Below are 20,097 nucleotides of genomic sequence, written 5' to 3' on the forward strand. Positions count from 1 at the left end.
GAAGTCCGCGTCGTCCGCGGACCTTTCAGGAAACCCTGCTCATACGGGTCGTGACGCCCCGTCGGCTCCCTTCTGTCAATACCGCGAATCCTCTTGACGTGGCCCGAAGAGCGCTGTGACATTCAGCAGGCACTTCACGTCGCTGCCGGCGTACCGGTCAGGGGGTGCATCCGACCTGTCCCGTTTCGACCAATCGGGGGTGATCCCAATCGGGCTCCGAGTCCGTTGCCAGGACGTCCAGTTCAGGAATGGCCACCTGGGCCCGTCTGCGACTTCCGCCCGTCCTTTCGCCGCCGTGACCCGTCCGGCCTGACGAGAGGACCGTGCCTGATGCACCGCAAGCCCTTGGCGCTGACCACGGCGGCCGGCCTGCTGGCCTCCCTGCTCAGCGCCTGCGGACAGGGGACGGGGAGCGACGCACCCGCGATCGTGGTCGGTACGACGGACGTCTTCGCCGTCAGCAAGGCCACGCCCGCTCCCTTCGACCCGGCCGCCGCGTACGACGTCAGCTCATGGAACGTCATGCGCAACGCGTTTCAGACACTGCTGAGAATGCCCCGCTCGGGCACCCGCCCCGTCCGGGACGCCGCGGAGAGGTGCGGCTTCACCGACGAGCGGAACGAGCAGTACCGCTGCACCCTGCGCGAGGGCCTGACCTTCTCCAACGGCCACACCCTCGACGCCAAAGACGTCGAGTTCTCCATCGACCGCGTCCTGCGCATCCGCTTCGCCAACGGGCCCGCCTCGCTGCTCGGCGGCATAGCCAAGGTCGAGGCCACCAGCGACCGTGAGGTCGTCTTCAACCTGCGCAAGCCGGACGCCACCTTCCCGTACAAGATCGCAACTCCGGCCGCCTCGATCCTCGATCAGGAGAGCTACCCCGCGAACGGCTTCGCCAAGGGCTTCCGCACGGCGGGCTCGGGCCCCTACACGCTCGACTACGACAGCGACGCGAAGAAGACGGTCTTCACGCGCAACCCCGACTACCGGGGCGGGCTGAAGGTCCGCAGCGAGAAGGTCGAACTGCGCTCGTTCAGGGACTCCGCCGCCATGGAGAGGGCGCTGCGCGCGGGGGAGATCGACCTGATGAACCGCACCATCTCCCCGCAGCAGATCGAGCGGCTCGAAGCGCCCGGGGACGACCGCATCGACCTCGTGCAGCAGCCCGGGCAGGAGATCCGGTACCTCGTCTTCAACACCGACGACGAGACCGCGGGCCGGCTGGCCGTCCGGCGCGCGATGGCGCAGCTGATCGACCGCGAGTCCCTCGTGCGCGACGTCTACGCACGCACCGCCGACCCGCTCTACTCCCTGGTGCCCTCGGGCGTGCCCGGACACCGCAACTCCTTCTTCAACAAGTACGGCGAGGCCGGGGCGGACGCCGCGCGGCGCACCCTGCGCAAGGCCGGGGTCTCGACCCCCGTCGACGTCGAACTCGCCTACACCACCGACCATTACGGCGCCGTCACCAAGAAGGAGTTCGAGAAGCTCCAGGAGCAGCTCAACGGCAGCGGCCTGTTCGACGCGGAGGTGCGGGGCCGGCCCTGGGACACGTACCGGACCGACGCCCTGAAGGGGAAGTACCAGGTCTACGGATACGGCTGGTTCCCCGACTTCCCGGACGCCGACAACTACATCGCGCCCTTCTTCGAGCGCGACAACTTCCTCAACAGCCCTTACATCAGCACCGAGATACGCAACAAGGTGATCCCGCAGACACGGCAGAAGACCGACCGCGTCCGCACCGAGAGGGGCTTCGCCCGCGCGCAGGACATCGTCGCCGACGAGGTGCCGGTGCTTCCGCTGTGGCAGGGCAAGCAGTTCATCGCGGCCCGGGACGACATCACCGGAGTCGAATGGGCGCTCAACTCCTCGTCGGTGCTTCAGCTGTGGGAGCTGGGGCGCAACACCGACACGTGACGCGGCGGACCGGGGGTCCGCGCGCGTCGGAGTGCAGGGGGTGGCCGGCGGCGGGTCACGCGCCGGGCCGCACCAGACCGCTCTCGTATGCGTAGACCGCGGCCTGCACGCGGTCGCGCAGGCCCAGCTTCGTCAGCACGTGCCCGACGTGCGTCTTGACGGTCGTCTCGCTGACGAAGAGGTCCGCCGCGATCTCCGAGTTCGACAGGCCGCGCGCGACCAGCTTCAGCACCTCCACCTCACGCTCCGTCAGCTGATGGAGCGTGTCCGGCACGGGCTCGTCGCCCGAGGGGAGCTTCCCCGCGTACTTGTCGAGCAGGCGGCGCGTGATGCTCGGCGCGAGCATCGCCTCGCCGTCCGCGACGACGCGGATCGCCTGCACCAGCTCCGCCGCCGGCGCGTCCTTGAGCAGGAAGCCGCTGGCACCGGCGCGCAGCGCCTCCACCACGTACTCGTCGAGGTCGAAGGTCGTCAGCACGAGCACCTTGGCCGGGCCGTCCTTCGCGGGCCCGGTGATGCGCCGCGTGGCCTCCACCCCGTCCATGCGCGGCATGCGGATGTCCATCAGGACCACATCGGGCTGCAACGCCCGTACCTGATCCAGCGCCTGGAGACCGTCGCCGGCCTCACCGACGACGGCGATGTCCTGCTCCGCCTCCAGGATCATCCGGAAACCGGTGCGCAGCAGCGGCTGGTCGTCGACCAACAGGACGCGGATAGCCACGGGATCTCCTTCGGCGGGCGGCACGCAACAGGACCTATTCTTGCCTAAGCACCGTCCGCCGATCCCTGTGGGCCTTCGTCGCGTGGCTCGGGCAGCCGCGGCTGGACCGTGAGCGGATACGGCGGGGGAGAGCCGCCGAATTCCGGGCAGTGCGCCTGGTGGTCGCACCAGTCGCAGAGCCTGCCCGGCCGGGGCCGCCAGTCGCCCGTCTCCGTGGCTCTCGTGATCGCCTCCCACAGCGCCAGCACCTTGCGCTCGACGCGGCGCAGATCCTCCTCGTCCGGGTCGTACGTCAGCACATCTCCGCTGCCCAGGAAGACCAGTTGGAGACGGCGCGGCACGATTCCGCGCAGGCGCCAGACGACCAGCGCGTAGAACTTCATCTGGAAGAGCGGCCCGTCGGAGAACTGCGGGGGCGGGGCCTTGCCCGTCTTGTAGTCGACGATGCGCACCTCGCCCGTGGGCGCGACGTCGACCCGGTCGATGATGCCGCGCAGCCGCAGCCCGGAATCCAGCGTGGCCTCGACGAACATCTCCCGCTCCGCGGGCTCCAGCCGCGTCGGGTCCTCCAGCGAGAACCAGCGCTCGACGAGGCGCTCCGCCTGCGCGAGCCAGGCCGCCAGCTCCTCGCCGCCGGCCTCCTCCTGACCCTCCTCGGCGAACAGCTCCTTCAGCTCCGGCCGTTTCGCCAGCAGCCGCTCCCATTCGCGCGCGACGAGGCTCCGCGCTCGTGGCAGACTGCGCTGCTCCGCGGGGGCGTCGAAGAGCCGCTCCAGCACCGCGTGCACGACCGTGCCCCGCGTCGCCGCCGCGGAAGGTCTCTCCGGCAGTTTGTCGATCACCCGGAAGCGGTAGAGCAGCGGGCACTGCATGAAGTCACTTGCGCGGGACGGCGAGAGGGAGTTCGGCGGCGAGGCGACGCGGGTGGTCATGACGTACGACCCTAGGGCCCCGCACTGACAACGGACGCATACCATCGAGGCGGCGCACCCGCCCTGCACGCCTCACGGGCACAGGCAGCGCAGCGGAGTGCGAGGAAGCGGCAGAGGGGAACCCGTGGCGGACACGGAAGACGGCGGCAGCCCGCGTTCGGGCGGCTCCGGTGGCTCCGGCGACTCCGGAACGGCGGGGGAGGGCACGGCATCTCTCCCGGACCGTCCGGAGTCTGCGGCGTACCCGGACGCGGAGCCGGCGGGCCACGGAACGGCGGACGGCACGTCAGATGCCGCGCACGGCAGGGATGACGACGGCGAAGGACCCGGCGCCGAGCCCGTTCCCGGGATCCCGTCCGAACGGGACGCGAAGGACGCGGGCGAGCCCCCACCGGACACCACCACCGCCGCCGCCCCGGACGCGGGCGAGGACCCCGGCGAAGGCCCCGGCAAGGCTGCCGGGCCCGCCCCGGAGCCCGGCCCCGTGAACCGCCCCGCGAGCTCCGACGGAGCAGGTCCCGGCGGCCCCGCGGGCTCCGCTCCGCAGTTCCCCGGCCCGCAGGACGCCGTCCCCCAGCCACCCCGCTCACAGAGCGCAAGCCCCCAGAACCCCGGTCCCCAGAGCCCCGGCCCCCAGGGCCTCGGCCCGGACAAGCCCCGGCGTGCCCGCCCCTTCGGCGGCGGCCTGCTGATGGGCCGCCCCTTCGGCGTCCCCGTCTACGTGGCGCCCAGCTGGTTCCTCGTCGCCGCCCTGATCACCTGGGTCTTCGGCGGGCAGCTGGACCGCGTGCTGCCCCACCTCGGCACGGTGCGCTACCTCATCGCGCTGTTCTTCGCCGTGGCCTTCTACGCGTCCGTCCTCGTGCACGAACTCGCCCACACCGTCGCCGCGCTGCGCTTCAAACTCCCCGTGCGCCGCATCCAGTTGCAGTTCTTCGGCGGCGTCTCCGAGATCGAGAAGGAGGCCGAGACCCCGGGCCGCGAGTTCGTGCTCGCCGTCGTCGGGCCGCTGCTCTCCCTGGTGCTGGCCGGGGTCTTCTACGCCGGGATGCAGGCCGTGCGGCCGGACTCCGTGCCGGGCGTGCTGCTGGCGGGGCTGATGTTCTCCAACCTCATCGTGGCCGCCTTCAACCTCCTCCCCGGACTGCCCCTGGACGGGGGAAGGATGCTGCGCGCCCTGGTCTGGAAGCTGAGCGGACGTCCGATGGCCGGCACCGTCTTCGCGGCCTGGATCGGCAGGGCGCTCGCCATCGCCGTACTGATCGGGCTGCCGCTCGCGACGCACGCGGGCGACTTCTCGCAGGAGACCATCGGCGGCGTCGACTCCCTCATGGACGCGCTGCTCGCCGCCATCCTCGCCGCCATCATCTGGACCGGCGCCGGCAACAGCCTGCGCATGGCGCGGCTGCGCGAGCACCTCCCCGAGCTGCGCGCCCGCACGCTCACCAGGCGCGCCGTCCCCGTGCCCACCGACACACCGCTCTCGGAGGCGCTCCGCCGCGCCAACGACGCCGGAGCCCGCGCCCTCGTCGTCGTCGACGGCGCCGGCGGCCCCGTCTCGCTCGTACGGGAGGCGGCCATCGCCGGCGTCCCCTCGCACCGCCGTCCCTGGGTCGCGGTCGCCAGCCTCGCCCAGGAGCTGAAGGACGGCATGCGCGTCCCGGCGGAGCTGGCAGGCGAGGAGCTGCTGGAGCATCTGCGCGCCACCCCGGCGACCGAGTACCTGGTGGTCGAGGAGACCGGCGAGATCTACGGGGTGCTCTCCACCGGCGACGTCGAGCGCGCCTTCGTCGCCGCGATGGCCAAGCCCTCGGCGTGAGGGGCCCTGACCAGACCCGTTAGTCTGTCGGCATGTCCGAACCGACCGGTGCAGCCCGCCGTCGCGGGCCCTTCAAGGTCGGGGACCAGGTCCAGCTCACCGATCCCAAGGGACGCCACTACACGTTCACGCTCGAAGAGGGAAAGAGCTTCCACACCCACAAGGGAGCCTTCCCCCACGACGAGCTGATCGGTGCTCCCGAGGGCAGTGTCGTCCGTACGACGGGAAACGTCGCCTACCTCGCGCTGCGCCCCCTGCTCCCCGACTACGTCCTGTCCATGCCGCGCGGCGCCGCCGTCGTCTATCCCAAGGACGCGGGCCAAGTCCTCGCGATGGCCGACATCTTCCCCGGCGCGCGCGTCGTCGAGGCGGGCGTGGGCTCCGGTTCGCTGAGCATGTTCCTGCTGCGGGCCATCGGCGAGATGGGCATGCTGCACAGCTACGAGCGGCGCGCGGACTTCGCGGAGATCGCCCAGCAGAACGTCGAGCGCTACTTCGGCGAACCGCACCCCGCCTGGACGCTCACGGTCGGAGACCTCCAGGACCACCTCTCGGACACCGACGTCGACCGTGTGATCCTCGACATGCTCGCCCCCTGGGAGTGCCTGGAGGCCGTCTCCAAGGCCCTCGTGCCGGGCGGCATCGTGTGCTGCTACGTCGCCACCACGACACAACTGGCGCGCATGGTCGAGTCGATCCGCGAGCACGGCACGTTCAACGAGCCGCAGGCGTGGGAGACCATGGTGCGCAACTGGCACGTGGAGGGTCTCGCCGTACGCCCCGACCACCGCATGATCGGGCACACCGGCTTCCTGCTGACGGCCCGCCGCCTCGCGGACGGCGTCGAGCCGCCGCTGCGCCGCCGCCGTCCCGCCAAGGGCGCCTACGGGGACGACTACACCGGGCCCGGAAGCACCTCCGGCCGTTCCTGAAAGGCCCGTTGACGCCGTACGGCGGTCGCGCCGGCGTTCCGCCCGGGCCCGTGCACCGGCACCCGCACGCCCCGCCGTCCGACGTCTCGCCCGCCGCCCGGTCGCCAACCCGGGGACGGGGCACGCGCGTTGAGTCGGCCGACCTGACGCGCCGTCACCATCCGTGCGCACAACCGGTGTCCCGCCCGTTCCGGTGCGGTGTGACGTATGGCACGATGCTGAGCACCCCCAAGCACACTTCCCACAGGAGTCACCCGGCGTGACGCAACCGGAACTCGAACTGGAACTCCCGCACACCCGTACCCGCATGATGCACTGGCTCAGCACGGCCGTGGCCCTCGCCGCCGTCGTCGGGGCCTCGGCCCTCATCCAGCCCGCGGGCGCCTCCGCCCAGCCGACGCTCTCCACGGCCTCCTCCGGCCCCGCCCCCGACCCGAAGAAGGCGGACTTCCCCGTCGATTGCGGCAGGCCCTCCGTCAAGATCGACGTCGTCGACAAGGGCTCCACGGACTTCGACGGCGACGGACGCAAGGAGACCGTCGCGTCGGTGCGCTGCCACTCCGGTACGGGCTCGCCGCCCAACGCCCTGTTCGTGCTCGCGGCCGCGTCCCGACCCGACGCGGCGCCCCGCGTGGTCGCGACGATGCTGCGGACCAAGGAGCGGATGACCGTCCAGCATCTCAAGGTCGCCGGCCGTACGGTCTCGGCCAAGCTCCTCGGCTACTCCTCGCCGTCGGTGCCCAGCTGCTGCCCGGACCGGCAGCGGAAGGTGAAGTGGGAGTGGAAGGACGGGAAGTTCGCGCTCGAGGCCGCTCCCGTGCCGGGCAGCGCGGAGAGCGTCTGACGATCAACGCACCGTGTACGGCACCGCTTTCCGGAAGGACGGGCGGGGACTCAGCGTGAGCGTTCGTGACTCCGAGTGCTAATCCGCGTCGGGGCCGTACACTTCAACACTGTCCGAAACACGGCGGACATGGATGCAGTCACCGGGGCACTCCTTGGCGGAGTCGACGACGTCGCTGAGGAGCGGGAGCGGTACGGGAGTCACCGCCCCCTTGTCCTGGAGAAGCTCGTCGTCGGCGCTCTTCACATAGGCCAAGCCGTCGATGTCCAGCTCGAACACCTCGGGTGCGTACTGCGCGCAGATGCCGTCGCCGGTGCACAGGTCCTGGTCGATCCAGACCTCGAGTGCCTCGTCTCCGGTGCTCATTCTGTCGCCTGCCGTTCCTGCGTTCGCGGTGGAAAGCTGCTGTCCATGAAGGGGTGTTGACCGTCCCGACCCTACAACCGGCCGCTTTCGGATGGTCATGGGTGGGTATTCCCCTGGCGTGAGGGAGCGCGCAAGGGTGAAGATCAGACACACCGCGACCGTCTTTGTGATCTAGGGTTTCAACCTGTACCCGCCCAGGTAGGGTCAGGAAGCGTCCAGCTCCCCCTGGAGGAGGTGAGGACCGTGGCAGCCCACGACGATGACAGCAACCGCGGCATCCGGCCCGGTCGGGGTTCCGAAGACCCGTCCGGCCAGGTCGCGTATCTGGAGCAGGAAATCGCCGTCCTGCGCCGCAAGCTCGCCGACTCTCCGCGGCACACTCGGATTCTTGAGGAGCGGATCGTCGAGCTACAGACCAACCTGGCCGGCGTCTCCGCGCAGAACGAGCGGCTCTCCAACACTCTCCGTGAGGCGCGCGATCAGATCGTCGCCCTCAAGGAAGAGGTCGACCGCCTCGCGCAGCCGCCGGCCGGCTTCGGGGTCTTCCTGACCGCGAACGAGGACGGCACGGCGGACATCTTCACCGGTGGCCGCAAGCTCCGCGTGAACGTGAGCCCCAGCGTCGAACTCGAAGAGCTCCGGCGCGGTCAGGAGCTGATGCTCAACGAAGCGCTCAACGTGGTCGAGGCGATGGAGTTCGAGACCGCGGGCGACATCGTCATGCTCAAGGAGGTACTGGAGGACGGCGAGCGCGCCCTGGTCGTCGGGCACACCGACGAGGAGCGGGTCGTGCGCCTCGCCGAGCCCCTGCTGGAGACCACGCTCCGCGCGGGCGACGCCCTGCTGCTGGAGCCGCGCTCCGGTTACGTCTTCGAGGTCGTGCCGAAGAGCGAGGTCGAGGAACTCGTCCTCGAAGAGGTCCCCGACATCGACTACGCCAAGATCGGCGGTCTGCGCGGCCAGATCGAGCAGATCCGCGACGCGGTGGAACTGCCGTACCTGCACCCGGATCTCTTCAAGGAGCACGAACTGCGCCCGCCGAAGGGCGTTCTGCTCTACGGCCCGCCCGGCTGCGGCAAGACGCTCATCGCCAAGGCCGTCGCCAACTCGCTGGCCAAGAAGGTGGCGGAGGTCACGGGGAAGCCCCAGGGGAAGAGCTACTTCCTCAACATCAAGGGCCCCGAGCTCCTCAACAAGTACGTGGGCGAGACGGAGCGGCACATCCGCCTCGTCTTCCAGCGCGCCCGGGAGAAGGCGAGCGAGGGCACACCGGTCATCGTCTTCTTCGACGAGATGGACTCCCTCTTCCGCACCCGCGGCTCCGGCGTCAGCTCGGACGTGGAGAACACGATCGTCCCGCAGCTGCTCTCCGAGATCGACGGTGTGGAGGGCCTGGAGAACGTCATCGTCATCGGCGCCTCCAACCGTGAGGACATGATCGACCCGGCGATCCTGCGCCCCGGCCGGCTCGACGTGAAGATCAAGATCGAGCGTCCGGACGCGGAGGCCGCGAAGGACATCTTCTCGAAGTACCTGACCGCGAACCTCCCCCTGCACGCGGACGACGTCTCCGAGCACGGCGGCAACACCAACGCCGCGGTGGACGCCATGATCCAGTCCGTCGTGGAGCAGATGTACGCGGAGTCCGAGGAGAACCGCTTCCTGGAGGTCACCTACGCCAACGGTGACAAGGAAGTGCTCTACTTCAAGGACTTCAACTCGGGCGCCATGATCGAGAACATCGTCGGCCGCGCCAAGAAGATGGCGATCAAGGCGTACCTCGACCAGAACCAGAAGGGCCTGCGCGTCTCCCACCTGCTCGCCGCCTGCGTGGACGAGTTCAAGGAGAACGAGGACCTGCCGAACACCACCAACCCCGACGACTGGGCCCGCATCTCCGGCAAGAAGGGCGAGCGGATCGTCTACATCCGCACGCTGGTCACCGGAAAGCAGGGCGCGGACACGGGCCGTTCCATCGACACCGTGGCCAACACCGGTCAGTACCTGTAAGCAGACGCGATCCGGCTGCGGACGCCCCTGGTGGACCCCCGCCGAAGGCAGGGGAGGGCGTCCGTGGCCGGATCCTTTTTGAGCAGTCCGAGGAAGTCCGCTGAGTGATCTCCCGACTTCAGGTCGTGCGTTCTAGGCTCGTCCGTAGTGCCGCTACGCGCAGTGCTGAGGGAAGGACCGCAGACGGGGCGGATGCGCAGCGGGACTTGAGCCGCGGCCCACAGGCGGGTCGTTGCCGGGCAAGGAGGGCCGCATGACCGTACGGCGAGTAATGGGCATCGAGACGGAGTACGGAATCTCCGTACCCGGTCATCCCAACGCCAATGCCATGCTCACCTCATCCCAGATCGTCAACGCCTACGCCGCGGCGATGCACAGGGCACGCCGTGCCCGCTGGGACTTCGAGGAGGAGAACCCGCTGCGGGACGCCCGCGGCTTCGACCTGGCCCGGGAGTCCGCCGACGCCAGCCAGCTCACCGACGAGGACATCGGTCTGGCCAACGTGATCCTCACCAACGGCGCCCGTCTCTACGTCGACCACGCCCACCCCGAGTACAGCGCCCCGGAGGTCACCAACCCCCTCGACGCCGTCCTGTGGGACAAGGCGGGCGAGCGGATCATGGCCGAGGCCGCGGAGCGCGCCGCCGAGGTCCCCGGCACCCAGGCCATCCACCTCTACAAGAACAACACCGACAACAAGGGCGCCTCCTACGGCACGCACGAGAACTACCTGATGAAGCGGGAGACGCCGTTCTCGGACATCGTCCGCCACCTGACGCCCTTCTTCGTCTCCCGGCAGGTGATCTGCGGTGCCGGCCGCGTCGGGCTGGGCCAGGACGGCAGCGAACACGGATTCCAGCTCAGTCAGCGCGCCGACTACTTCGAGGTCGAGGTCGGCCTGGAGACGACGCTGAAGCGCCCGATCATCAACACGCGTGACGAACCCCACGCCGACGCGGAGAAGTACCGCAGGCTGCACGTGATCATCGGGGACGCGAACCTCTCCGAGATCTCCACGTATCTCAAGCTGGGCACCACCGCGCTCGTGCTGTCGATGGTCGAGGACAACTTCATCGCCGTCGATCTCGCGGTCGACCAGCCCGTCCGCACGCTCCACCACGTCTCGCACGACCCCTCCCTGGGCAAGCTGATCACGCTGCGCAGCGGCCGTACGCTCACGGGCGTCCAGCTTCAGATGGAGTACTGCGAGCTGGCGCGCAAGTACGTCGAGGAGCGCTGGGGCGCCGACGCCGACGAGCAGACCAAGGACGTGCTCACACGCTGGGAAGACGTCCTGACGAGACTCGAGCAGGACCCGATGGGCCTCTCCGGCGAGCTGGACTGGGTCGCCAAGCGCGAGCTGATGGAGGGCTACCGCCGCCGTGACCGCCTCGGCTGGGACGCGGCGCGGCTGCACCTGGTGGACCTGCAGTACGCGGACGTACGGCCGGACAAGGGCCTCTACAACCGCCTCGCGAACCGCGGCAACATCCAGCGGCTGCTTCAGGAGGACGACATCCAGCGGGCCGTCGGCAAGCCGCCGGAGGACACCCGCGCCTACTTCCGCGGCCGCTGCCTCGAGCAGTACGCGGACGACGTCGCCGCCGCCTCGTGGGACTCGGTCATCTTCGATCTGCCGGGCCGTGACTCTCTGCAACGGGTGCCCACGCTGGAGCCGCTGCGCGGCACCCGCGACCACGTCAAGGAACTTCTGGACCGCTGCCGCACCGCCGAGGACCTGGTGAGAGTGCTTTCCGGAGGCTGAACGACGGCTATTCGCCCCCGCATGCGGGAATCACCGGGGTGGTACTCCGACGTTGGAGAAGTGAAGGGCCGATGTCAGTCCCTGCTTGTAGGGTCTGATCTTGTACGTCACGCGTACACCGAACCGAGCGGGGTGAGGATATGGCGACCAAGGACACCGGCGGCGGCCAGCAGAAGGCCACCCGCCAGACCGAGGAAACCGAGGAGCAGACCGACGAGACACAGGTCTCCGAGGACCTCAAGGAGCGCCAGGAAGCACTCTCGGAGGATGTGGACTCCGTCCTGGACGAGATCGACGACGTCCTTGAGGAGAACGCCGAGGACTTTGTGCGGTCCTTCGTTCAGAAGGGCGGAGAGTAATCGCGTGATCACCGTCCTGCGTCCCCGGCAGCGGGGGCGCAGGACGGATGACTTCCCGGCCTGAGGGTAGGGTCCGTGCAGTGTTCCAAGATCCCTCCGAACCGACTTCCGATCAGTGGAAGGAAACGTGTGGAAGCCAACACTCGTGACACAGGGCGTCTGCCGGCTGCCTTCCTGACGCCCGGCTCGTCCTCGTTCATGGACTTCCTGTCCGAGCATGCGCCCGAGGTGCTGCCCGGCAGCCGGCCCCTGCCTGCCGTCGAGGGCGCCGTGCAGGCTCCGCACGGCACGACCATCGTCGCGGCCACGTACGCGGGCGGCGTCGTGCTCGCGGGCGACCGGCGGGCGACGATGGGCAACGTCATCGCGCAGCGGGACATCGAGAAGGTCTTCCCCGCCGATGAGTACTCGGCCGTCGGAATCGCCGGCACGGCGGGCCTCGCGGTGGAGATGGTGAAGCTCTTCCAGCTGGAGCTGGAGCACTTCGAGAAGGTGGAGGGCTCGACGCTCTCGCTGGAGGGCAAGGCGAACCGCCTCTCCACCATGATCCGCAGCAACCTCGGCATGGCCCTCCAGGGCCTGGCCGTCGTCCCGGTCTTCGCGGGCTACGACGTGGACCGTGAGAAGGGCCGGATCTTCTCCTACGACGTCACGGGCGGGCGTTCCGAAGAGGTGGGCTTCACCGCCGTCGGCTCCGGCTCGGTCTTCGCCCGCGGCTCCCTGAAGAAGCTGCACCGGGACGACCTGACGGAGGAGCAGGTCTGCACGGTCGCCCTCCAGGCGCTCTATGACGCGGCGGACGACGACTCCGCGACCGGCGGCCCCGACATGGCCCGCAAGATCTACCCCACGCTCACCGTCATCTCCGACGAGGGCTGCCGGAAGCTTGCCGAGGACGACGTCTCCGGGCTCGTACGCACGATGCACGAGGGCCGGCTCCAGCTGCCCAACGGGCCGCAGGCCCCGCTCACCTGAAGAAGGCCACGGGGCCTCGAGCGCCCTCTGACAGGAGAAGGAAGGGACGGATAGCCGGTGTCGACGCCGTTCTACGTCTCACCCCAGCAGGCCATGGCGGACCGCGCCGAGTACGCCCGCAAGGGCATCGCGCGGGGCCGCAGCGTGGTCGTGCTCCAGTACACCGACGGCATCGTGTTCGTCGCCGAGAATCCCTCGCGGTCGCTCCATAAGATCAGCGAGATCTACGACCGCATCGCGTTCGCCGCGGTGGGCAAGTACAACGAGTTCGAGAATCTGCGCATCGGCGGCGTCCGCTACGCGGATCTGCGCGGATTCACCTATGACCGGGCCGATGTGACGGCGCGTGGCCTGGCGAACGTCTACGCACAGACGCTGGGCACGATCTTCTCCAGCGCGGCCGAGAAGCCCTACGAGGTGGAGCTGATCGTCGCCGAGGTCGGCCCCGGCCCCGAGGACGACCAGATCTACCGGCTTCCGCATGACGGTTCGATCGTGGACGAGCACGGCTCGCTCGCCGTCGGCGGCAACTCGGACCAGATCAACAGCTATCTCGAGCAGCGCCACCGCGACGACATGACGCTCGCGGAGGCCGTCAAGCTCGGCAAGGAGTCCCTGGCCCGCGACAACAACGGCGGCGAACGCGAGGTGACCGCCGACCAGTTGGAGGTGGCGCTGCTCGACCGCAGCCGCGTCCAGCAGCGCAAGTTCAAGCGGGTGCTCGGCAGTCAGCTGCGGCGACTGCTGGGGGAGGACGAGAGCTCGGGCGGATCGGGCTCCTCGTCGTCGGGCGACGAGGGCGAGGAATCCTCCGGCGAAGGCTCGGAGGAGTAGCCCGCCGCCGCTGCTTACCCGTCCGTCTCTCCGTTCCGTGCGCGTGCCCCGCGGGTTCAACACCCCGCGGGGCACGCGGTGTTGAGTCGCCTCCTTGGCCCCCCGCCCCGGGTGCCTCAGCGGTCCTCAGCGGTCGGCGGGCGGCTCCGCCGTCGAGCCGCGGCGCACGAGCTGTACGGGGAGCACGGGGGTGACCGCCGCATGCCCCGCCAGTACGTCCAGCAGCGCGCCCATGCCCGCCGCACCGACTTCCTCGGCCGGCAACCGCACCGTCGTCAACTCCGGTTCCAGCGCCGTCGCCAGGCTCAGATCGTCGAAGCCCGTCACCGAGACGTCCTCCGGCACGCGCAGCCCCAGCCGCCGCGCCGCCTTGCAGGCGCCCGCGGCCAGCAGATCGTCGTCGCAGATCACCGCCGTGGGCCGCGGGTCCGCCGAGAGGGCGAGCGTGGCCGCGCGCAGGGCGTCCGTCACGCTGAGGTCGCTGCGACGGGTCTCGACGACGGCCCCGTCCGTCCCGGCGACCGCCTCCGCGAGGGCCCGCGCCCGTACCCCGAAGGTCCAGGTGTCGACGTCCGCCGCCAGGTGCGCCAGGCGCCGGTGGCCGAGGCCGAGGAGGTGCCCGGCCGCCTGGTGCATGCCGTCGGCGATGTCGAGGTTCACCGTGGCGGCGGCACGGTCGCCCTCCGGGTCGGTGTCCAGCATCACGAGCGGCAGACCGCCCTCCCGCAGGGCGGCCAGCGCCTCCGGAGCCATCGATGAGGCGATCACGCCGTCGAGCGCCGCGCGCGCGGAACCGAACGGATCCACGGCGGGCCCGGTGCCTTCGGGCGAGGGGTAGAGGACCACGCCGAAGTCGTGCTCGGCGGCCACCCGCGAGGCCCCGGCGTGCACGCGCGCGAAGTAATCGTGGGTGAGGGCGGGGACCACGAGGAGCGCGGTGCGGGTCCGCCCGAGACGCAGGCTCCGGGCGGCCAGATTGGGGCGGTAGCCGAGCGCCCGCGCGGAGTCCCGGACGGTCTCGGCGGTACGGGCGGAGACCCGTCCCCGCCACTTGCCGCCCAGTACGAGGGAGACCGTCGCCTGCGAGACGTTCGCGTGCCGGGCGACGTCACGGCTGGTGGGGCGGGGCCGGCCCGGGGAGTCCCCGCCGGCCGGCGGGCCCGCCGTGCCGGGCCCCCGGGTGCTCGCCATCCGTACCGCTCCTTCGCCGCCCGTGGCTCCGGACGCCCGGGGTGGACCGTGGGTCAGCGAAATGATACGTATGACGCCGGGAGTTATACGTACAACCCACGACCCTCACTTACCCCGTGAGCACCGGAAGGAGCCGAGAGCCATGGCGACGGGCTATGCCGAGCTGCTGCGCGCGCGGCACGCGGTGCGGCTGCTCGCCGGCACCCTGACGGGCAGGCTGCCCAACGCCACCGGCCCCCTGGCGATCGTGCTCTTCACCCGCGCCGAGGGCGGCAGTTACACCCTCGCGGGCGTGCTCTCCGCCGTGTACGGCCTGGCGACCGCCGTCGGACAGCCCTTGCTCGGACGCCTCGTCGACCTCCACGGGCAGCCGCGCGTGATGCTGCCCGCGGCCGTTCTCTCGGCCCTTGGCATGCTGCTGCTCGCCGTCGCGGGCACCGACCCGGTCTGGGCCGCCGCCCTGGGGGTGCTGATCGCGGGGGTGTGCACGCCGCCTCTGGAGGGCGGACTGCGCGCACTGTGGCCGAGTGTCCTCAAGGGTCCGGAGAAGGTGCACAGGGCGTACGCGCTCGACGCCGTCGCCCAGGAGGTGATGTTCGCGGTCGGGCCGCTGCTGGTGACGGTGCTGGTCGCGCTCTGGAACGAGGCGGCGGCGCTGCTGGTCGTCAACGCGCTCGGCGTCCTCGGCGCGCTCTCCGTCGTCGTCTCCCCGCCCTCGCGGGCGTGGCGTTCCGCTCCGCGCGAACCCCACTGGCTGGGCGCGCTCCGCTCGCCGGGGCTGCTGGCCCTGCTCGGCACGTTCTTCTTCGTGGGACTCGCGCTGGGCGCCATCGCCGTCGCGTCCGTGAGCTACGCGGACGACCACGGCGAGGCCCTCATCTCCAGCTATCTGCTCTCCGCACTGGGCTTCGGCGCGCTCATCGGCGGAGTCGTCTACGGGGCGCGGCACTGGCCCGGCGCGCCCGAACGACGGCTGGCTTGGCTTGTTTTCGCCCTTGCCGCGGGGTACCTGCCGCTCATCCTCGTCCCCGGCGTGGTCGCCATGACCGCTCTGGCCGGGATCGCGGGACTCTTCCTGGCGCCCGCCCTCGCGTGCGCCTTCGTGGTGGTCGACCGTCACGCTCCCTCGGGCACGGTCACCGAGGCGTTCTCGTGGCTGGTCACGACGTTCGGGGTCGGTGCGGCCGCCGGTACGGCCGTGGTGGGGCCCGTCATCGAGCGGGGCGGCGCCTCCGCGGGCTTCGCCGTCGTCGGCGGGGGAGGACTGGCGGCGTTTCTCGTACTGCTGCTGACGGCACGGGCGCTTCCGGCGGCCCCCAGCGCCTCCCGAACGGCCCCTTTCACCGGCTCCGCAGCGGGTCCTGGCCATGCGTCAGCGCCGGTCACCGAGGCGGAAAATGATCGCAATGCTGCCCCCGAACCCGGTTTCAGAACAGGCCCTCAGGCGTAATGTTCAGTCATGGACCGCCGAATCTTCGGGCTTGAGAACGAGTACGGCGTCACGTGTACGTTCCGGGGCCAGCGCCGTCTGTCCCCCGACGAAGTGGCGCGGTATCTCTTCCGCCGTGTCGTGTCATGGGGCCGCAGCAGCAACGTCTTTCTGCGCAACGGTGCCCGCCTCTACCTGGACGTTGGCTCCCACCCCGAATACGCGACTCCCGAGTGCGACAACGTGACCGAGTTGGTCACCCACGACAAGTCCGGCGAGCGCATCCTCGAGGGCCTCCTCGTCGATGCCGAGCGACGCCTGCACGAGGAAGGAATCGCGGGCGACGTCTTTCTCTTCAAGAACAACACCGACTCGGCGGGCAACTCCTACGGCTGCCACGAGAACTATCTCGTGGCGCGGCACGGCGAGTTCTCGCGGCTGGCGGACGTCCTGATCCCGTTCCTCGTCACGCGGCAGCTCGTGTGCGGCGCGGGCAAGGTGCTCCAGACCCCGCGGGGCGCCGTCTACTGCGTCAGCCAGCGCGCCGAGCACATCTGGGAAGGGGTCAGCTCCGCGACCACGCGCTCGCGTCCGATCATCAACACCCGCGACGAACCGCACGCGGACGCCGAGCGCTACCGCCGTCTCCACGTCATCGTGGGCGACTCCAACATGTCCGAGACGACCATGCTGCTGAAGGTCGGCGCCACCGACCTCGTGCTCCGCATGATCGAGGCGGGCACCGTGATGCGCGACCTGACGCTGGAGAACCCGATCCGTGCCATCCGCGAGGTGAGCCACGACATCACGGGTCAGCGCAAGGTGCGCCTGGCCAGCGGCCGTGAGGCCTCGGCGCTGGAGGTGCAGCAGGAGTACTTCGAGAAGGCGCTGGACTTCTGCGACCGGCGCGGCATCCGTACCGGCCGCGTAGAGCGCGTACTGGAGCTGTGGGGCCGCTCGCTCGACGCCATCCGCACCCAGGAGCTCGACAAGATCAACACGGAGATCGACTGGGTCATGAAGTACCAGTTGATCGAGCGGTACCGGAACAAGAACAACATCACGATGTCGCACCCGCGCATCGCGCAGATAGATCTCGCGTACCACGACATCCACCGCCGCCGCGGCCTCTACTACCTGCTGGAGCGCAACGGCCAGGCATCCCGCATCTGCAACGACCTGAAGATCTTCGAAGGCAAGTCGGTGCCGCCGCAGACGACCCGGGCGCGGCTGCGCGGCGACTTCATCAGGCGGGCCCAGGAGCAGCGCCGGGACTTCACCGTCGACTGGGTCCACCTCAAGCTCAACGACCAGGCACAGCGGACTGTGCTGTGCAAAGACCCGTTCCGGTCGGTCGACGAGCGCGTGGAGAAGCTCATCGCCGGGATGTGAGACGTGTCGACGGGGGACGGGATGTCCGGACGGGGCCGTAGGGTTGCCACCGACCGTCCGGACAATCCCTAGACGCGAGTTGGACACAATGCTGCATACCCCCCGGGGAACGACCCCCCGCCCCAGGAAACCCTTCGTGCGCCGCCTGGTCGTGGCACTCGCCGTGCCCGCACTGGTCGCCTCCGCCGCCGCCTGCGGCAGCGACAAGGACGAGAACGGGCAGCCCCCGCAGGTCACCGGTTCCTCGGACCAGAAGCCCAAGGTGGCCAAGGGCAAGGGCAAGCCCCCGAAGGATCTGAAGGTCAAGGTCCTGAAGGAGGGCAAGGGGCAGAAGGTCAAGAAGGGCGACTCGCTCAACGCGAACTACCACGGGCAGCTGTGGAACGGTAAGGAGTTCGACAGCAGCTGGAAGCGGGGTCAGCCCGCGACGTTCCAGATCGGCACCGGCAAGGTGATCAAGGGCTGGGACGAGGCCCTCGTGGGCAAGAAGCTCGGCAGCCGCGTCGAACTCGTCGTGCCGCCGTCGAAGGGTTACGGCAAGCAGGGCCAGCCCCCGACGATCCCGAAGAACTCCACGCTCGTCTTCGTGGTGGACCTCGAGAAGATCATGCCGAACAAGATCGACGGCAAGCCCGCCAAGCTCGACCACAACCCCGACCTGCCCAAGGTCAGCACCAAGGTCGAGAAGGACAAGGCGCCCGAGATCACCATGCCCAAGGGCAAGGACAAGGCTCCGGACAAGCTGCTCGACGAGACGATCATCCAGGGCGACGGCAAGAAGGTCACGGAGAAGAGCACGGTGCTCACCCAGTTCTCGGCGAAGCTGTGGAAGGGCGGCAAGCAGCTCGACGACACCTGGGCGCAGGGCGGCCCGCAGGAGATCCCCGTGTCCAAGATCCCCGGCTGGGCCGAGGCGCTCAAGGGGAAGAAGGCCGGCAGCCGCGTCGTGATCTCCGTACCGAAGAGCGAGTTCCCGAAGCAGCAGCAGAAGCAGTTCTCCTCCGGCGTGGTCTTCTCCGTGGACGTACTGAACGTCAACTGACCCCGCGCGGCGTGAAAGACTGGCGCGGTTGTCCGAATGATTCGTTGCTAGGAGCCATTTCGTGAGCATGGACAAGCCCGAGGTCGACTTCCCCGAGGGCGCGCCGCCTGCCGACCTGGAGATCGTGGATCTCTGGGAGGGCGACGGGCCCGAGGCCAAGGCCGGCGACAACGTCTCCGTCCACTACGTGGGCGTCTCCTTCTCCAGCGGCGAGGAGTTCGACGCCAGCTGGAACCGCGGCAAGCCGCTGCAGTTCCAGCTCGGCGCCGGCCAGGTCATTCCCGGCTGGGACCGCGGAGTGCAGGGCATGAAGGTCGGCGGGCGCCGCCGGCTGACCATTCCCGCGCACCTTGCCTACGGCGAGCAGGGCGCGGGCGGCGGCCGTATCAAGCCGAACGAGACCCTGATCTTCGTCTGCGATCTGGTCTCCGTCTGAGCCGGGCCGCACAGCGGCTTCGCCGAGGGTCCCGCCGGCGGGCGGGGCCCTCGGTCTTTGCTTTTGCCGGGGACGCGGCGAGCGGTACGGTCAATTGCCGAGAAGAGCACAGAGCAGTACGAGAAGTACGGGAGCACGAGGGAGCCCATGGCGATTGCCAAGGCCGAGCGGCTGATGAACCTGGCGCTGTGCCTGCTCGGGACCCGGCGCCCGCTGACGAAGCGTGAGCTGCGTACCTCGATCGAGGCCTATCTCGAGGCCGGCGGCGACGAGGCCTTCAACAGGATGTTCGAGCGCGACAAGGACGATCTGCGCGAACTCGGCCTCGTCATCGACACGGTGGAGAGCCTGGACGGCGACATCGGCTACCGCGCCCAGCGCGACAGCAACCGGCTGCCGCCCGTCGCCCTCGACGCCGAGGAGGCCACCGCCCTCGGCCTGGCCGCGCGCGTGTGGCAGCAGGCACGCCTCGCGGGAGCGGCGAGCGGCGCCCTTCAGAAGCTGCACGCGGCCGGCGGCATGCCGCAGCACGGCGACGGGGAGGGCGGCGACGCACCGTCCGTCCCGCACAGCACGCTGGAGCCGTACATCCCCGCCCGCGAGGCCGCCTTCGAGCCGCTGATGCTGGCGTGCCGGGATCGGCGTCCCGTCGTCTTCGACTACCGGAAGTCCAACGCCGCCCGCCCCGAGCGCCGCCAGGTCGAGCCCTGGACGCTGGAGTGCTGGCGCGGCCACTGGTATCTCGCGGGCTTCGACCGGGAGCGGCGGGCGGAGCGCGTCTTCCGCCTCTCACGCATCACGGGGCCCGTGCGCTCGCGCGCCTCGGCGTTCACCGCCCCGGTGCCCGACCAGGTGACCGTGCGGGAGACCGTCGAGCGCTGGGCGGGGGAGAGCGCGTCGCGCAGCGCGCGCATCCGGCTGCGCGCGGGCGCCGGCTATCCGCTGCGGGCCCGCGCCACCGAGATCCGGGAACTGCCCGGCGGCTGGGAGGAGTTGGAGATCCCGTACGGTCACGGGCTGGACGCCTGGCTGGTGGAGTTCGGGCCGGACGTGATCGTGCTGGAGCCGGCCGAGCTGCGCGCCGAAGTGGTCGACCGCCTGCGCGCCGTCGCGAAGGGCTGAGGGGG

At 69.9% G+C, this 20,097-nt stretch carries 18 protein-coding genes; 14 read left to right on the top strand and 4 right to left on the bottom strand.

All coding sequences use genetic code 11. The annotated features are described in order from the left end of the window. Positions 1–330: 330 nt before the first annotated feature. On the top strand, positions 331–1,920 hold the full coding sequence (locus tag QQM67_RS09605) for an ABC transporter substrate-binding protein (RefSeq protein WP_314173255.1): 1,590 nt from the start codon (positions 331–333) through the stop codon (positions 1,918–1,920). A gap of 55 nt (positions 1,921–1,975) precedes the next feature. Here QQM67_RS09605 and QQM67_RS09610 read toward each other — a convergent pair whose 3' ends face one another. Next, positions 1,976–2,644 (bottom strand): response regulator transcription factor, encoded by a 669-nt coding sequence (locus tag QQM67_RS09610; RefSeq protein ID WP_314173256.1) that lies wholly within the window; start codon positions 2,642–2,644, stop codon positions 1,976–1,978. Positions 2,645–2,688: 44 nt separating this feature from the next. Then, entirely contained in the window at positions 2,689–3,576 is an 888-nt protein-coding gene (locus QQM67_RS09615; protein WP_314173258.1) for a RecB family exonuclease, read from the bottom strand. 124 nt (positions 3,577–3,700) lie between these two features. Here QQM67_RS09615 and QQM67_RS09620 point away from each other — a divergent pair, with 124 nt between their 5' ends. The 3 genes from QQM67_RS09620 to QQM67_RS09630 all read left to right on the top strand — a co-directional run bounded on the left by QQM67_RS09620 (position 3,701) and on the right by QQM67_RS09630 (position 7,171). Beyond that, the gene (locus QQM67_RS09620; protein ID WP_314173259.1) at positions 3,701–5,395 is read left to right on the top strand and encodes a site-2 protease family protein; all 1,695 of its coding nucleotides are present in this window, start codon (positions 3,701–3,703) and stop codon (positions 5,393–5,395) included. 32 nt (positions 5,396–5,427) lie between these two features. Next, positions 5,428–6,327: a tRNA (adenine-N1)-methyltransferase gene (locus QQM67_RS09625; protein WP_314173260.1), complete on the top strand. Its 900-nt coding sequence runs from the start codon at positions 5,428–5,430 to the stop codon at positions 6,325–6,327. 259 nt (positions 6,328–6,586) lie between these two features. After that, the gene (locus QQM67_RS09630; RefSeq protein WP_314173261.1) at positions 6,587–7,171 is read left to right on the top strand and encodes a hypothetical protein; all 585 of its coding nucleotides are present in this window, start codon (positions 6,587–6,589) and stop codon (positions 7,169–7,171) included. Positions 7,172–7,249: 78 nt separating this feature from the next. On the opposite strand, the gene QQM67_RS09635 is transcribed toward QQM67_RS09630, so the two are convergent. Continuing rightward, positions 7,250–7,537: a ferredoxin gene (locus QQM67_RS09635; RefSeq protein ID WP_314173262.1), complete on the bottom strand. Its 288-nt coding sequence runs from the start codon at positions 7,535–7,537 to the stop codon at positions 7,250–7,252. A gap of 243 nt (positions 7,538–7,780) precedes the next feature. Here QQM67_RS09635 and arc point away from each other — a divergent pair, with 243 nt between their 5' ends. From arc to prcA, 5 genes are all read left to right on the top strand, one after another. Next, a complete protein-coding gene (arc, locus tag QQM67_RS09640; protein WP_314173263.1) occupies positions 7,781–9,547 on the top strand; it encodes a proteasome ATPase in 1,767 nt (588 codons plus the stop codon). Positions 9,548–9,800: 253 nt separating this feature from the next. Further along, a complete protein-coding gene (dop, locus tag QQM67_RS09645) occupies positions 9,801–11,312 on the top strand; it encodes a depupylase/deamidase Dop (protein ID WP_314173264.1) in 1,512 nt (503 codons plus the stop codon). Positions 11,313–11,452: 140 nt separating this feature from the next. Further along, complete coding sequence (locus QQM67_RS09650; protein ID WP_314173265.1) at positions 11,453–11,671, top strand: ubiquitin-like protein Pup; 219 nt, start codon at positions 11,453–11,455, stop codon at positions 11,669–11,671. A gap of 129 nt (positions 11,672–11,800) precedes the next feature. After that, positions 11,801–12,646 carry a proteasome subunit beta gene (prcB, locus tag QQM67_RS09655; protein ID WP_314173266.1) on the top strand — a complete coding sequence of 282 codons (846 nt, stop codon included), beginning with the start codon at positions 11,801–11,803 and terminating at the stop codon, positions 12,644–12,646. Positions 12,647–12,703: 57 nt separating this feature from the next. Beyond that, positions 12,704–13,480 (top strand): proteasome subunit alpha, encoded by a 777-nt coding sequence (gene prcA / locus QQM67_RS09660; protein ID WP_314173268.1) that lies wholly within the window; start codon positions 12,704–12,706, stop codon positions 13,478–13,480. 126 nt (positions 13,481–13,606) lie between these two features. Here prcA and QQM67_RS09665 read toward each other — a convergent pair whose 3' ends face one another. After that, entirely contained in the window at positions 13,607–14,671 is a 1,065-nt protein-coding gene (locus QQM67_RS09665; RefSeq protein ID WP_314173269.1) for a LacI family DNA-binding transcriptional regulator, read from the bottom strand. Positions 14,672–14,813: 142 nt separating this feature from the next. On the opposite strand from QQM67_RS09665, the gene QQM67_RS09670 reads away from it, so the two are divergent. The 5 genes from QQM67_RS09670 to QQM67_RS09690 all read left to right on the top strand — a co-directional run bounded on the left by QQM67_RS09670 (position 14,814) and on the right by QQM67_RS09690 (position 20,092). After that, entirely contained in the window at positions 14,814–16,121 is a 1,308-nt protein-coding gene (locus tag QQM67_RS09670) for an MFS transporter (protein ID WP_314173270.1), read from the top strand. 9 nt (positions 16,122–16,130) lie between these two features. Beyond that, positions 16,131–17,492 carry a Pup--protein ligase gene (gene pafA / locus QQM67_RS09675; RefSeq protein WP_314173271.1) on the top strand — a complete coding sequence of 454 codons (1,362 nt, stop codon included), beginning with the start codon at positions 16,131–16,133 and terminating at the stop codon, positions 17,490–17,492. A gap of 136 nt (positions 17,493–17,628) precedes the next feature. After that, positions 17,629–18,534 carry an FKBP-type peptidyl-prolyl cis-trans isomerase gene (locus QQM67_RS09680; protein WP_314173272.1) on the top strand — a complete coding sequence of 302 codons (906 nt, stop codon included), beginning with the start codon at positions 17,629–17,631 and terminating at the stop codon, positions 18,532–18,534. Between the two features lie 61 nt (positions 18,535–18,595). Continuing rightward, positions 18,596–18,970, top strand: a complete 375-nt coding sequence (locus QQM67_RS09685) for an FKBP-type peptidyl-prolyl cis-trans isomerase (RefSeq protein WP_314173273.1) — start codon at positions 18,596–18,598, stop codon at positions 18,968–18,970. Between the two features lie 147 nt (positions 18,971–19,117). Beyond that, entirely contained in the window at positions 19,118–20,092 is a 975-nt protein-coding gene (locus QQM67_RS09690) for a helix-turn-helix transcriptional regulator (protein WP_314173274.1), read from the top strand. Positions 20,093–20,097 lie beyond the last annotated feature (5 nt).

Source organism: Streptomyces winkii (assembly GCF_032248595.1).
Lineage (GTDB): Bacteria > Actinomycetota > Actinomycetes > Streptomycetales > Streptomycetaceae > Streptomyces > Streptomyces winkii.